This is a genomic window from Sphingomonas benefaciens (assembly GCF_052907485.1).
The window spans coordinates 108,880-123,227 of record NZ_JBREIC010000008.1; the positions used below are offsets into that span (position 1 = coordinate 108,880).

Annotated in this window: 14 protein-coding genes; 7 read left to right on the forward strand and 7 right to left on the reverse strand. The window is 65.1% G+C overall.

Annotated features, from left to right (window positions below; translation table 11 throughout):
- Nucleotides 1-47: 47 nt before the first annotated feature.
- Nucleotides 48-884 (reverse strand): EpsD family peptidyl-prolyl cis-trans isomerase, encoded by an 837-nt coding sequence (locus tag ACU5AX_RS19410; protein WP_446692204.1) that lies wholly within the window; start codon nt 882-884, stop codon nt 48-50.
- Nucleotides 885-955: 71 nt separating this feature from the next.
- Here ACU5AX_RS19410 and ACU5AX_RS19415 point away from each other — a divergent pair, with 71 nt between their 5' ends.
- Nucleotides 956-1,204, forward strand: coding sequence for an XrtV sorting system accessory protein (locus tag ACU5AX_RS19415; protein ID WP_198355488.1), 249 nt, complete (start codon nt 956-958; stop codon nt 1,202-1,204).
- On the opposite strand, the gene epsI is transcribed toward ACU5AX_RS19415, so the two are convergent.
- Together epsI and xrtV are read right to left on the reverse strand one after the other, a co-directional pair.
- Nucleotides 1,201-1,884 carry an exosortase-associated protein EpsI, V-type gene (gene epsI, locus ACU5AX_RS19420; RefSeq protein ID WP_446692205.1) on the reverse strand — a complete coding sequence of 228 codons (684 nt, stop codon included), beginning with the start codon at nt 1,882-1,884 and terminating at the stop codon, nt 1,201-1,203. The two genes, ACU5AX_RS19415 and epsI, sit on opposite strands and share 4 nt — an antisense overlap.
- Entirely contained in the window at nt 1,881-2,756 is an 876-nt protein-coding gene (xrtV, locus tag ACU5AX_RS19425; protein ID WP_446692206.1) for an exosortase V, read from the reverse strand. The genes epsI and xrtV overlap by 4 nt, the downstream gene beginning before the upstream one ends.
- Before the next feature lie 297 nt (nt 2,757-3,053).
- Here xrtV and ACU5AX_RS19430 point away from each other — a divergent pair, with 297 nt between their 5' ends.
- Together ACU5AX_RS19430 and ACU5AX_RS19435 are read left to right on the forward strand one after the other, a co-directional pair.
- Nucleotides 3,054-4,007 (forward strand): UDP-glucuronic acid decarboxylase family protein, encoded by a 954-nt coding sequence (locus ACU5AX_RS19430; RefSeq protein WP_446692207.1) that lies wholly within the window; start codon nt 3,054-3,056, stop codon nt 4,005-4,007.
- Between the two features lie 232 nt (nt 4,008-4,239).
- Nucleotides 4,240-5,625, forward strand: coding sequence for a sugar transferase (locus ACU5AX_RS19435; protein WP_446692208.1), 1,386 nt, complete (start codon nt 4,240-4,242; stop codon nt 5,623-5,625).
- A gap of 31 nt (nt 5,626-5,656) precedes the next feature.
- Here the strand turns inward: ACU5AX_RS19435 and ACU5AX_RS19440 are convergent, their stop codons facing one another.
- From ACU5AX_RS19440 to ACU5AX_RS19450, 3 genes are all read right to left on the reverse strand, one after another.
- A complete protein-coding gene (locus ACU5AX_RS19440; RefSeq protein ID WP_446692209.1) occupies nt 5,657-6,178 on the reverse strand; it encodes a CAP domain-containing protein in 522 nt (173 codons plus the stop codon).
- 79 nt (nt 6,179-6,257) lie between these two features.
- The gene (locus tag ACU5AX_RS19445; RefSeq protein WP_446692210.1) at nt 6,258-6,929 is read right to left on the reverse strand and encodes a L,D-transpeptidase family protein; all 672 of its coding nucleotides are present in this window, start codon (nt 6,927-6,929) and stop codon (nt 6,258-6,260) included.
- Nucleotides 6,916-7,560 carry a PEPxxWA-CTERM sorting domain-containing protein gene (locus tag ACU5AX_RS19450; protein ID WP_446692211.1) on the reverse strand — a complete coding sequence of 215 codons (645 nt, stop codon included), beginning with the start codon at nt 7,558-7,560 and terminating at the stop codon, nt 6,916-6,918. The genes ACU5AX_RS19445 and ACU5AX_RS19450 overlap by 14 nt, the downstream gene beginning before the upstream one ends.
- 521 nt (nt 7,561-8,081) lie before the next feature.
- Between ACU5AX_RS19450 and ACU5AX_RS19455 the strand changes: the two genes are divergently transcribed.
- Nucleotides 8,082-8,717, forward strand: coding sequence for a PEPxxWA-CTERM sorting domain-containing protein (locus ACU5AX_RS19455; protein ID WP_446692212.1), 636 nt, complete (start codon nt 8,082-8,084; stop codon nt 8,715-8,717).
- A gap of 214 nt (nt 8,718-8,931) precedes the next feature.
- Here the strand turns inward: ACU5AX_RS19455 and ACU5AX_RS19460 are convergent, their stop codons facing one another.
- The gene (locus tag ACU5AX_RS19460) at nt 8,932-9,405 is read right to left on the reverse strand and encodes a PilZ domain-containing protein (RefSeq protein ID WP_446692213.1); all 474 of its coding nucleotides are present in this window, start codon (nt 9,403-9,405) and stop codon (nt 8,932-8,934) included.
- A gap of 140 nt (nt 9,406-9,545) precedes the next feature.
- Between ACU5AX_RS19460 and ACU5AX_RS19465 the strand changes: the two genes are divergently transcribed.
- The 3 genes from ACU5AX_RS19465 to ACU5AX_RS19475 all read left to right on the forward strand — a co-directional run bounded on the left by ACU5AX_RS19465 (nt 9,546) and on the right by ACU5AX_RS19475 (nt 14,338).
- Nucleotides 9,546-10,208, forward strand: a complete 663-nt coding sequence (locus ACU5AX_RS19465; RefSeq protein WP_446692214.1) for a hypothetical protein — start codon at nt 9,546-9,548, stop codon at nt 10,206-10,208.
- Nucleotides 10,209-10,280: 72 nt separating this feature from the next.
- Nucleotides 10,281-11,393: an ROK family protein gene (locus tag ACU5AX_RS19470; RefSeq protein ID WP_446692215.1), complete on the forward strand. Its 1,113-nt coding sequence runs from the start codon at nt 10,281-10,283 to the stop codon at nt 11,391-11,393.
- Between the two features lie 113 nt (nt 11,394-11,506).
- A complete protein-coding gene (locus ACU5AX_RS19475; protein ID WP_446692216.1) occupies nt 11,507-14,338 on the forward strand; it encodes a TonB-dependent receptor in 2,832 nt (943 codons plus the stop codon).
- Nucleotides 14,339-14,348: the final 10 nt, after the last annotated feature.

A 14,348-nucleotide genomic window follows, 5' to 3' on the forward strand; every position in this document is an offset into this window, starting at 1 on the left:
GCCCGGCAGGGCGAAGAGGAGGCGCATCGCCATGCCGTCGGCAAGCCTTACTTGGTCGTCTTGGCGGGGGCGAAGCCGGGCTGATATTCGATCTTCGCCTTGGCACGGGCATCCTTCAGCCGCTGCTGGATGACCTTGTCGAGTTCCTGCGCACGCATCATCTGCACGGCCATCGGCTGCGCCTGTTCGGGGGCGAGCGGCTGCACCTCCTTGCCGGTGATGACGCTGGCGACCACGCCCTGCGGCGTCGGCACGATGAACGGCTCGCCCGGCGGCAGCGCGAGCACCTGCTGCATCATCTGCGGCGGCACCTGGGCGCTGTCGACCTTGCTGGCACCGCGATCGAACTTGATGCCCTTGCTGGTCAGATAGTCCATGATCGCCTGCAGCGTATGGAGATCCTTCATCCCGACGATCACCGACTGGTCGGCGGGCACGGGGAAGCGGATCTGGTCGACCGAGAAGATCGTCCGGCCGGCAAAGTTGAGCGGATGATCGCTGATGAACTTGTCGATCGCGCTCTTGTCGGGGACGCGCAGCGTGTCCTGGACGCGCTTGGCATAAAATTCGAGCAGCAGCGCCTGGTCGACCTCGCGCTGGCGGGTCAGGAATTCGGGATCGCGATCGGTGCCGGCGGCCTTCGCCTGCTGTTCGATCAGGCGCTTGTCGATCAGTCGCTGGACGACCGCGGCGCGCGCCTTGTCCTTCTCGGCGCCATCGGGGATGTTGGCGTTGCGCAGGGCGCCATTGACCTCCTGCAGCGTGATCTCGTCGCCGTTGACGACTGCGGCGACCTGGCCGGTCGCCTTCTTCTGACAACCGCTCAACGCTACGGCGATGGCGACGCAGGATACCAAAATGGGAGCGCGGGACAAACGGGACATCGACGTTCCTCTAGAAAGAGCATGACATTGACGATAAGACGGTCCGAGCATTGCAGAAAGGCTGCGCCGACGTGGAAACCGCCTATGACTGGATTACCTTGGCGTTATTCGCGGGGCTGATCGTTCTCTTCCTCGAGCGTTCGAGCAAGGAAGAACCGACCGATCATCTCTGGCAATATCTCGTCCCCAGCGTTGGCTGTGCTTTGGCCAATTACGCCGGCAATCATGGACAAACCCTTGTCGCCATCGTGATCATCCTCGGCGTGATCGGCTATATCCATGTGGTGCTGAAGCCTTCCGACCTCTGGTCGAAGCGCTAGGCCGCACCGACCAGCAAGCGACGCGCGACCGGCGGGGACGTGCGCACCATCTGCGCGGCGAACGTCGTCAGATCGGCCCGCGCGCTCGCCATGTCCGGCGCCAGTGTCGACACCCGCACCAGCACGCCGTCCGGAATGAGCCCGTCGAGGTTGGCGCGCAACACCGCGACGCGCTGGTCGAGCCAGCTTGTCGGGAAGAAGCCACCGATCCGTGTCCAGTAGAGCACCTGTTCGGTCCGGCTAACGCCATCGGCGGAAAAGGTATTGGCGGGAATGTTGCCGCCGACGCCATTCGGCACTTCCTCCACCACCGTCGGTGACAGGCGATAGCCGCCGGCCGGGTAACAGACCTCCGGCCGGTGGACCTGGAGCATGCCGTCCTGCACGTTGCTGTAGGCAACCAGCAGCATGATCGGCAGGCGATCCGGCGCGGTATAGTTTCGCGTGACCAGGCCGCTGTACAGCGAGTCCGACAGGGCATCGGGGGGCGGCAGCACTAGGCCGGAGGAATCGCGATACGTCCAGTCGCCGATCCGCGTCGGGATCAAGCGGTCCAGCGCTTCCTTGCCGACCTTGGCACTGGCCGCCCTGGGCTGCCGCGCCATCGCCACGCCCCCGACTCCGAGCAAAGCGGTGCCGATCAGCATGCTGCGGCGGTTGATCGGTGAGGTCATGGTCATGCCGTCTTCCGGATGATGAAGCGTCGCCAGATCGGTTCGAGCACGCTGTCGATGGCGAAGATCGTCAGCAGGGCGACGCTGAACATCGTCAGGCCGGCGAAATTGTGCAGGAAGCCCTGCGCCATCGCATCGCCGGCATGATAGGTCAGCAGGATCAGGATCAGCACGCGAATGAAATTGGTGAAGATCGCCACCGGCAGGATGAACAGCGTCAGCAACAGCGCATAACGCCAGTCCGCCTGGTGCCGCATATAGACGTAGAACAGCGAGATCGCGGTCAACGCGACGATCGAATTGAGGCCCGAACAGGCCGCCGCGACGAGCAGTTGGAACTGGCCGACCTGGATGGTCACGCCGGCGCTGCCGATCGGATAGCCGAACTGATAGAGCAGGGCGACCGCCGCACGCGAGATGCCGGTCTTGAGCGATCCGGTCATCGCCGCGACCAAGGTGTCGGGCAGCGGGAACATAAAGGCGAGGTAGAGCAGCGGAAACCACAGTCGCCGCATCGCCGGCAGGCCGATCAGTGCATAGATCGTCACCAGCACCACGGCATACATCAGATAGCCCTGAATCTCGACGATCTGGGCGATCCGCGACACCAGATAGAGTGGCAGGGTGACGAGCAGTCCGAGCACCGGCAAGATGAGGGGGGGCGGGGCGACCAGCGGTCGCGCGGCCGGCCACAGCCGCCACAGCAGCCACAGACCGGTGAACAGCACGATCGGCCCATGCGCGCCCGCTTCGGTCGTCCAGCTGACCTTGGCGACAAAGATCATGGTCGGGACGACGACAAGAGCGAGGCCGGCCAGCAGCACCAGCGGCGCCAATGCGCCGGACCGCCGTCGATCCGACAATGCCAAGGTCGCCATGATGTGTGTTCCAACCCCAGCCGAATATGCCGGTGTACAGCCCGGCTTCCGTTCGGAGCCTAGCATGGGGGCCAGCAACGGCCAAGCGGACGGGGCTTGGCTCGATCATCACGTCCCAGTTCGGCACTTTCCGGCGACACGTTAGACTTTGTCCGGCACCATTACTGTCGAAAGACGTGCCCTGTAACGCGACCTTCACAGTTCGTCGTGCAGACGGCGTCGCTGCGAAGCTGCTTGCCTCTCACCCTGATCCCGGTCACGGGAGGAGCGGGTGGGGGCCCAAGGGATATCAAGACAATGGCACGGCAATATGGCGCCCGAAAGCGCGTGATGGTGACGGGCGGCGCCGGTTTCCTCGGCTCGCACCTGATCGACCGGCTGATCGAACGCGGCGACGAGGTGCTGTGCCTCGACAATCTGTTCACCGGCACGAAGCAGAATATCGCGCATCTGCACGGCCATGAACGGTTCGAGTTCATGCGTCACGACGTGACGATCCCGCTCTACGTCGAGGTCGACGAGATCTATAATCTCGCCTGCCCGGCCTCGCCGGTTCACTACCAGCACGATCCGGTGCAGACGACCAAGACCAGCGTCCATGGCGCGATCAACATGCTCGGCCTCGCCAAGCGGACCGGCGCCAAGATCTTCCAGGCCTCGACCAGCGAGGTCTATGGCGATCCCATCGTCCATCCGCAGCCGGAGAGTTATTGGGGCCATGTGAACCCGATCGGGCCGCGATCCTGCTATGACGAGGGCAAGCGCTGCGCCGAGACGCTGTTCTTCGACTATCATCGCCAGCACGATCTGCGCATCAAGGTGGTGCGGATCTTCAACACCTATGGCCCGCGCATGCACCCGTCCGACGGGCGCGTCGTATCGAACTTCATCGTCGCGGCGCTGAAGGGCGAGCCGATCCCGATCTATGGCGACGGGTCGCAGACGCGCAGCTTCTGCTATGTCGACGACCTGATCGACGGCTTCCTGCGGCTGATGGACAGCAACGACGACGTCACCGGCCCGATCAACATCGGCAATCCCGGCGAATTCTCGATGCGCGAACTCGCCGAAAAGGTGATCGCGATCACCGGCTCCAAGTCGGAGATCACCTATCTGCCGCTGCCGCAGGACGATCCCAAGCAGCGCCGTCCCGATATCACACTGGCGCAGACCGTGCTCGGCTGGCAGCCGTCCGTCGCTCTCGATCAGGGGCTGGAACGGACCATCGCCTATTTCGCCAAGATGATCTGAGGCGAGCGGGCTGCGAGCCACAAAGTTCGCGCATGAACATCGAACACCGCCGGCACGTCCGAGCAGATCGTGTCACCGCACCGAACAAATGGGCTCTACGACCATTACGGACCTAAAATAGGTCTTAGTTTCAATTCGGTACAATCCATGTGATCGTCGTCGCAGACACAATGGGTCTGGTAACGATATGACAGGGTAAGGCTGAGGATTGGCGGACGGAGATATCCGGCACATGACGGCCCACGGAGTAGTGAAAGCGAGCGACCATTATCAGGGTGACGGCGAGCGGACCGATACGCAATCGGTTCGCGTCGCGGTCTATTGCCTGCTGGCACTGCTCGATGCCATCATCGTGGCGCTCGCCTTTGCACTGTCGGATCTGATCCGGCATCAGGACGTCCGCGACATGCTGACCGTCAGCTATTGGCTGATCATCCCCGTGTTCGTGGCAGCCAGCTTTTACGTCCGCGCCTATTCCTACACGACATTGATCGCGCGGCACTTCAGCATCTGGAAGGCGGTCACCGCCATGCTCGGCGCCACGGCGGCCACGATCATGCTGCTGTTCGCCGCCAGAAACAGCACCGACGTGTCACGAGTCGCCTTTTTCTCTGGCACGCTACTGGCGATTATCGGTCTAACCCTGATCCGCCTGCCGCTGCCGGTGCTGATCCGCAAGCTCGGTTCGCGATTCTTTTGCCGGATCCTGATCATCGACGGCGAATTTAATGCTGAGGTACCCCCCGACGTCCATTGCATCAACGTCACGAAACTAGGCATCCGTCCCGAAATCACCGATCCGCTGATGCTGCACCGATTTTCGGAGATCGTCGCGGGCGCCGACCGCGTCACGGTGTCGTGCGCCGTCGAGGATCGCGATCGCTGGTCGCTGTATCTGAAAAGCGTCGACTGCGACGGCGAACTGCTGATCCCCGAGCTGCATACGATCGAACCACTTGGCAATGCCTTCAGCATGGGGCTGGCCGGCGTGCGCGTGTCATCGGGTCGGCTTGACATGCGTAACCGGCTGATCAAGCGCAGCTTCGACATCGCCATCGCATCGCTTGCACTGCTCATATTCTGGCCGGCGATGCTGATCGTCGCGCTGGCGATCCGGCTGGAGAGCCCTGGTCCGATCCTGTTCCGCCAGCAGCGCATGGGCCGGGCCAACCGCCTCTTCGAGGTTCTCAAGTTCCGCAGCATGTACGTCGACCTGAGCGATCGCCACGGCGATCGTTCGACAGCGCGCGGCGACCCGCGCGTCACCCGTGTCGGTCGTATCATCAGGGCTACCAGCCTCGACGAGCTACCGCAGCTGCTCAACGTGCTGGGCGGCAGCATGAGCATCGTCGGCCCGCGCCCGCACGCCTTGGGGTCGCGCGCCGGCGACAATCTCTTCTGGCAGATCGATCGCCGCTACTGGCTACGCCATACGATCAAGCCCGGGCTGACCGGTCTGGCGCAGGTCCGCGGTTATCGTGGATCGACCGAAAACGAGCACGATCTGGTCAAGCGGCTCGAAAGCGACATGGAATATCTCAACAACTGGTCGCTGATGACCGACCTGACGATCATCGGGCGTACCGTGCTGGTGATGCTGCACCGGAACGCATACTGAAACCCCGGCACGAACGGCGCGGTGACGGTCGTCAGAAGGGGATTTCTCCCTCATAATTGCCCGCCTCGCTATAACGGCAGACCAGCACGTCCTCGCGCGCGCCATGCGCCAGCGCGCAGCCGACCGAATGGGTCGCCCGCCACATCAGCTGGGTATAATGGCCGACATCGGCGACACGGCCGGTAGTGCTGTTGTCGGGAAAGCGACCGGGCCGGAAGACGCGCTGTTCGCGCGCCCAGGCATCAACCATCGCCTCCGGCGTGAAGCGGTGCGGCGTGCCGGCCCAGAGATTCTCTCCCTCCGGCGCCGTCTCATTTTCCGGTGCATGGTGGAAGGTCCCGGTGGCGGCGAGATGCTCCGCCCAGACGCTTGCCGATCGGGCAAGAGCCGGATTCCAGCTAAGGGGAGGAATGGCGCGGCGGGCGCGTTCTTCATTGTGTCGGGACAGCAGGCGCGAGGCGAAGCCGTCGTCCGCCCCGATCAGCAGCGGCGCCATGCCGAGGATCAGCATGGCATAACGACGCTTATGGCCACGAACCCGTCCGGAACGCATGATCTCTGCCCTCGATGCGAGGGCGGATGATGCCGCACCGTCTTGACCAGCCGGTTAGAAGGGCTGGTAAATCGGCAATTTACGTCGAATGACCAGCCGATCGGCCAGCATCGCCCGGCGAGCTGGCCGGAACAATGAAGGCGACATCCCCGCGCCGAGCCACGGCGAACAGGCGTCGCGCAAAGTCCATCGGCAGGCCGACACAACCATGGGTCGCCCGCCCTTCCTCGACGGTACTGGCGTGGATCGCGACGCCGTCGCGGGTCAGCCATAGGGTATAGGGCATATCGGCATCGTACAGGGTCGAACGATGCAGCCGTTCGCGGCCCAGCACCGGAAAGGCACCGGTCGGCGTCGCCTTGCCGTCCGAGCCATAGACAATCACCGCGGTGCCAATCTCGTCCGAGCTGCGAAACACGGAGATCAGCTGCCGCGCCAAGTCGATCCGGATCCAGATCGGCCCGGCACCAGCCCCGCGATCGTTCCAGACGGAATCGCCGAAGCTCATCCTGCCCGGCAAGGTCAGCAGGCTGCCGATCTGGAAACGCCGACCGTCGGGGGCGGTGAACACCGTCCGGTCGCCACTCCCAAAGCGGATCCGGCCATCGGCGGGGGCAGGTGACGGCGTGCTTGCCACTGCAGGCGAGGCGATATTGTCGACGGGGATCGATGCCTGCCGGCAGCCGGCCAGAACGATCAGCAGAACCGGGACCAGCGGTCGTATAGCCTCAATCGGCCTAAGACGTTGCATGGCGCAGCATGGGTCGCCGCTGCCGCATCGTTGCCCCGATCGCGAAGAAACCGAGTATCAGCATCGCCCAGGTGCCCGGCTCCGGCACGGCGGGAGTCGAGGGCACGACGCCCCCCGGGTCACCGCCATTGCCCGGCGTGTTGCCCGTTCCGCCACCACTGCCAGTACCGCCCCCAGGGCCGGACACGACGCCGATCCCGGGGCTGACGGGCACGAACACACCGCCCGGACCGACGGGGACATTCCCATCGGTCAAGGCTTCCTCGACCGGTACCGGTGCCGTCGGATCGAAGCCGGCCGCGACCGGCGTATAGGGCGTGAAGGCCGGCGTGGTGCCTGGGGCGACAGGCAGGCCCGGCCGATGACGTACGGAGGTCAGGACGCGTTCGTGCGGCGGGCCGACGTCGAACCCGGTCCGCGGCGGCTTGTTCTGCACCAGCCAACCATAATTACGTGCACCGGGGGAGCGGGCGTCGAGCAATGTTTCGGGCGTGTCGATGCGGGCCTCCGCATCCGTCTTGGTCCGCGGTGCCTCCGCCGAAGCGCGCGACAACATATCGCCTGCACCGGCAATGCCCATTACGCTTGCGCCAAGCGTCACGAACAAGGTCGCGACCGGGCGACGCCGCATGACTGCACCGATCTGGCGGACCTTGCGCCGAAAGAGCCGAGCAACACCTTGCATCTTCGAGAAACTCTTCTGCCTCATCAGGGTTGCACACCGATCACGCCGATCTCATGCAGCCATCCATTTCCAAACGCGGCACGATCGCTCATTGGCCCGGGCTCAGGGCACAATGCACCGCACCTCACCTTCAATTGATAGTTAAACTATTAAAGTAGATCAACGCCATGTAAAATTTGGCCGATCAAAATATTAGGGCGTCTATTCAACCAGATAATTTGGCATCCTCAGCCAGTCCCGGGCGCTGTTTACCCTATCAATTCAAAATCTTCATAAGTTTAACTCGCATCGTCCCCCGACACCGCTTGCTCACCCCCATGCGACAATGAGGATCCAAATCTGCCACATGTCCCGTTTTGATACAAACGATTAGTGCCAAGAAATTTACTGACTTCAGCGGAACTTGAAACTTAACGCCTTGTTAACGGCTCGCTCGGGTCCGCCGAGTGCACCTGAGAGGGACATGTATGAAGAAGTTGCTTAGCTTACTGGCCGCTGGCGCTGCCGTCTGCGCCGCCTCGAATGCGAATGCCGCTACGATCGCCACGGGCAGTTCGGTCGATTTCACCGGCTATCTCAACGCTACCGGCGGCAACAGCTTGTCGACCGCAACCGCGCTTGACTTCCTGGCGAGCTCGGGTGGCACGGCGTCGCCGGGCGTTGCTGGCGTTATCCCGAACTATGGCACCGGTACCGGCAGTTTCGCCGGCTTCTCGTGCATGACCGGCACCTGCGGCACGATCCAGGACATCGCAAACTTCCGCGTCGGCGCCCAGTCGATCGCCAATTTCTTCGTGCTGACCGGCGGCAACAACGCCTCGCCGATCAGCTTCGACCTGTCGTCGATCGACACGATCGGCAGCATCACCGCCAACACCTTGGCCTTCGCCGCGACCGGCACGCTCCGTTACGACGGTTTCGATGCCACTCCGGCATCGTTCGTGTTCACCACCCAGGGCGGCACGACGACGTCCTTCTCGGCAACGGCGCAGACGGCCGCCGTGCCTGAGCCGGCGACCTGGGCGCTGATGATCCTCGGCATGGGTGCGGTCGGCTTCGCAATGCGTCGCCGCAACACGACGACCCGCGTCCGCTTCGCGTAATTACTGCGCAGCGATTCTAAGAAGCCGTCGCCCCGCCGGGCGGCGGCTTTCTATGTGACAGCTATCGATAACATGACCGTTACTTGGCTGCTTGAACGGCCCTTGTCACAGATGCGGCTTACGGCTTGGGACATTTCCTGAGCACTGCACCGGCAGCTGGAAACGCGGCTCGGACAATGCCTCTGTGACACGACAGGGATCCATGCCGCGATAGTCAGATCAGCCGCCAGACCAGTCCCAACACCATCCACGGCCCGATGCCCGCAGCCGTGACGCACAATATCCGCATACGGGGAGACAGCGACCATTCGCGCTGCGCCGGCTGATCGACAGCGGCCGCAGAGTTAAGTTCCGGAGCCGGAAAACGGATCGGTTCGGGCGGCGCCAGGCCGGCGAGCGCGGAGGCGAGTTCCTCGGCCGTCAGCGGTACGACGAACTGGCAGCCATAATGGCCGTCGTCCGCCCGCTGCACCCGTGCCGTACGCAGACCGACTCCGAAGATGCCGAGCGTGATGGTGTCGCCGACCGCAAGGCCGCGCGCCGTCGCCGTGCGAAATCCCGTGGCGGACAGATCGTCGATGACGACGTCCTGCGGTTCGGCCTGCGGATTGCGCAGCGTGCCGTCCAGCAGCACCGGATAGCGCTCGGCCGAACGATCGTCCTCATAAAGCTTGGCAACGAACGACATGCGATACCCCGACAATGCCCGGGCATGTGTCACGGCAAATGGTTGACATTGCGTTATGCGGCAGAGACGCTGACGGACGACACCAAAACGGTGTTGGGACAATGATCTGGCCGGTGTGGCCGAACCGCATGGGACAGCACATGATCGTGGACGATCGGCAGGACGGCGACAGCGCCCGATACATCGTCGATCGCGGCTGGAGCCTGCAGGTCGGCGCTGTCCAGCTGACCCGATGGCATCGCCGCTATGCCGTTCACGCCGATGCGGGTCATGACCCCGCACCTCCCAAGCGGTCGCTGCTATTCTCGCCACGGGCAGCGCTGGGCGGCGTGGCGATCTGTGCACTGAGCTTTACCGCCGCCAGCCTGATGGTCGAGCGGGTCGGGGCGAGACCGACCTACGCCATCGACATTCCCGTGCCGCCACGCAACCGTGCTCCCGAGGTCGTCCACCATGCCCCCACGGCGCGTCTGACCCGTGTGGTATCGAGCGAGAAGAGGACGCGACAGCGGCTGCACCATCTGACATCGGATGAGGCATCGTCACCGCTTGCTGCAGCGGTCGATGCACCGGGTCTTCACGATCCGCTGGCCGGCGAAGCGTCGCAGGCGCGGGCGATAAAGACCGCCATGACCACCGGCGACATGCAGGAATGGACCGACGAAGCCGCCGGCATCCACGGCTTCGTCGTCGCCGGGCCGCTGCGCGAGGAGGACGGCCAGCGGTGTCGGGCCATGTCGGTGCTGATCCGCACCCTAGGGCAGGGCGATCAGGTCGAGCAACGCCACGATTGCCTGCCCTGACTATGAGTCCAGCAAAGGACAGAGCGCAGTCCCCTTCATTTTTTTGACGCAGAGGAAAAATATCGGCGGGGGATGCCGCGTCCCGCCATTCTGCTGTCCGAAGCCGCCAAGCGGCTGTTGCTCGAACTGCGCACCGGCGGGCCGGCGTCGCGCAGCCGGATCGCGGCGCGGCTCGACATCGGCCATGCGACGGTGACGCGGCTGTCGCGCGAGCTGATCACGCTCGGCCTGATCGCCGAGCAGGAGGAGCCCGCGACGCGCACCGGCCGCGGCCGGCCGATGGTGCCGCTCGTGCTGAGCGGCGAGGGCGGCTATGCGGTCGGTGCGACCGTCCATCCCGGCTGGGCGGAGATCGTCGCGCTCGATTGCGCCGGCCGCCTGCTCGCGCGCGAGGAGGTGCCGTTCGACGATCCCGATCCGCGCGCCTTCGCCCGGCTGCTCGAGGCGCAATTGCGCGCAATCGCCGGCCGGCCCGGCATATTGCCCTACCGCTTCCTTGGGCTCGGCATCGCCAGCACCGGCTATGTCGTCGACGCCGCGGCCGACCGGCGCTGGACGGTGGAATGGGTCGCCGGCTGGCGCGACGTGCCGCAGGCGCGCTTCTTTTCCGATGCCCTCGGCCTGCCGGTCTGGGTCGAGAATGACGGCACCGTTGCCGCGCTCGCCGAATATTACCGGCCGGCGATCATCACCCGCTATCGCGACATTCTCGTCTTCTTCCTCGGCCACGGCTTGGGCGGCGGGGTGATCGCCGATCGCCGGCTGGTGCGCGGCGAGCACGGCAATGCGGGCGAGGTCGGGCGGCTGTTCCTCGATCCCGCCGCGCGCCCCTCCGGCCTCGACCTGCTTCACACGCTGCGCCGCGCCGGCATTGCGATCCACAGCCTGTCCGACCTGCCGGCGCTGCTCGACGACCATGCACCGCTGTTCGCCGGCTGGATGGACCGCGTCGCCGGGCAGTTGCGCTACGGCATCGAGGCGGGCGCGGCTTGGCTCGATCCCGGTGCGGTGGTGATCTCCGGCACGCTGCCCGACGCCCTGCTGACCGGCCTGGCCGAGCGACTGCGCGGCTGGACGACACCCGGCTATCACGGCGCCGCGCCGGCCATCCATGCCTCACCACTGGGCAGCACCGCGGTGGCGATCGGCGCGGCGATGCTGCCGATCCACGCCCTCACCGCCTGACAGGCGCCAAGCAGAGCCGGATCCGCCGCTCGATTTATTTTCAAGAAACGAATTAAAACCGTCATCGACCCGACCTAGCCGCGCCTCCGTCCATAACGGACGGGGGAATCAGCATGACCATCATCGTCCGGGCGAGCACCGCGCTCGCCCTCATCCTTGGCGCGCAGGCCGCCTTTGCGCAGACGCAGACGCAGCCGCCCGCGGCGCCGGAACAGAACCAGGACGATGCCGACGCGCCGCGTCATGCGGAGGGCGACATCGTCGTCACCGGCATCCGCCGCGCCAATGCCGCCGCGATCGAGAGCAAGCGCCGCGCCACCAACATCGTCGACGTGGTCAGCGCCACCGACGTGCGCGCGCTGCCCGACACGACGATCGTCGAGGCGCTGCGCCGCGTCCCCGGCCTGTCGGTGCTGCCGGCGACCGACAACGAACATCCCCGCGACGAGGCGGCGACGCCGGTGCTGCGCGGGCTGGGACCGAGCTACAACAACGTCACCATCGACGGGCTGACGATCGCCTCGCCGGGCACGCCCAACGGCACCCTGGGCTCGATCACCCGCGGCGTCCGGCTCGACATCCTGCCCGCGTCGATGGTCAGCGAGATCCAGGTGGTGAAGACCTTCTCCGCCGATCTCGACCCCAATGCGACGGGCGGCGCGATCAATCTCAAGACGCGCTCGGCCTTCGCCCAGGGCGGCAAGCCGTTCTTCACGATGGAGGCCTCGCTCGGCCATGCCGGCGACACCGGCAAGCCGCGCGACCAGCGCGATCCGGGCTATCGGCTGATTGCGACGGGCAGCACGACGTTTGGCGCGGCGCATCAGTTCGGCGCGACGCTGTCGGCCAATTACCAGACGCTGTCGAGCTACACCGAAACCCATATGACCACCGACACGGTCCATTACGGTTCCTACGACGCCAAGGGCGTGCTGCAGAGCGGCAGCAACCTCGGCAACGGCTATGCGGTGCCGCAGCAGGACAAATATTGGTACGTGATGAACCGCCGCGACCGGTTCGGCATCACCGGCAAGCTGGAGGCGCGGGTCGACGACGGTTTCGACGTCTTCGCCACCGGCGGCTATTACGTGTTCCGCGACAATATGGAGCGCAACGAGATCATCATCGATCCGCGCAACCGCAACCGCGTCTTCAACCAGACCGCGACCTCCGGCACCTATCCGGGCGGCGACGTCGAGGTCGGCTATGCCAACCAGATCACCACCGCGCGCACCCGCGTCGGCCAGGCCGGCTTCAACTGGCGCCCGGGCACCGGCCAGCTGCTCAGCGGCCGCGCGTCGATCTCCAACGCGACCTATGTCGAGCCGATCTTCATGGTCAAATATGCCACCAACATCACCCGCCCCGCGGCGGTGGCGACGACCACGACCGGCAGCGGCGCGACGATCAACGCGACCGGCGAATACGGCTTCACCTACGACACGTCGGGCCTCGACCAGCGCTTCCCGATCAGCGCCGCGGCATACAACGATCTCGCCAATTACAGCCTGCTCTACTGGCGGCCGGCGAGCGATTACGTGCGCCGGGCGGGCGACCGGATCGCCACCGGCCGGCTCGACTATGGCCTCAACCAGGGGTTCGACGATCGCGGCGCCGGCTTCGCCGTCGGCCTGAGCTATACCGACGACCGGCCGCGCTTCGACATCGGCCGCACCGAATATCAGCCCAACGCCACCGCGCCGGGGCTGAAGATGGCCGACGTGCTCGGCCCGTCCAATGCGATCATGCCCTATCTCGGCCTCAACCTGTTCGCGATCGACCCGGCCAAGGCACGCGCGCAGGTCGAGGCGGCGCCGCGCAGCGCCTATAACGCCACCGACCAGCTGAGCTTCAGCAACCAGGACGATTTCACCCACCGCGAAAAGCTGTTCGGCGCCTATGCGCTGATGAGCTGGCGCGGCGAGCGGCTGAACGTCCAGGCTGGGCTGCACTATGACGACACGACGCAATCCACCGTCGGCCGCCAGCGCCAGTATGACAAGGCGCGCGCCGCCTATGTCTATGTCGACCGGCCGACCGGTTCGGCCTATCACTATCTGCTGCCGTCGACGGTGCTGACCTTCCACGCGACGCCGACGATCGACCTGCGCGCCGGCGCCAGCCGCACGCTCGGCCGGCCGCCCTATGACGCCTATGCGGCGCGCACCTCGATCAGCTTCGTCAACCCGAACGACCAGGGCAATCCCGATGCGGTCGGCGTCACCGTGACGATCGGCAATCCCGACATCCGCCCGCGGGTGTCGAACAACCTCGACCTGGCGGCCGACCTCCGGATCGCGCCGTTCGACGGCCAGCTGTCGCTCGCCGCCTTCAACAAGCGGATCGAGAATGAGATATTCACGCTGACCAACGTCACGCCGTTCACCTTCGACGGCACCACCTACGCCAATGCCGCGGTCAGCACGCCGGCCAATGCCGCCGGGGCGCGCGTCCGCGGGCTGGAAGGGTCGCTGATCCTCAACACATTGCGCCCGGTCGCGCCGCTGCTGGCCGGCTTCGGCATCGCCGGCAACGTCGCGTTGCTGCGCGGCCGGCTGACCGTGCCCTATTCGCCGAGCGCGACGACGATCGCATCGCGCACGCTCGACCGGCTGGTCGGCCAGCCCGATTATACCGCCAATGTCACCGTCTTCTACAACACCGGCGGGCTGGAACTGCGCGCCGCCTACAATCGCCAGGGCCGCGCCCTGCGCACGGTGATCAGCAACATCAGCTGGCAGGATCTCTATTGGGCGCCACGCAGCCAAGTCGATCTGTCCGCCACCTATCGCGTCAACCCGGCGGTCAGCCTGATCGGCCAGATCGGCAACGTCACGCACCATCGCATCACCAGCCTGACCGGGCCGGGCGTGAATCTGCTCAAGGACAGCTACTCGGTGCCGACGACCTTCTGGCTCGGCCTGCGCATCACCCCGAAATTCTGAGAGGTAACCC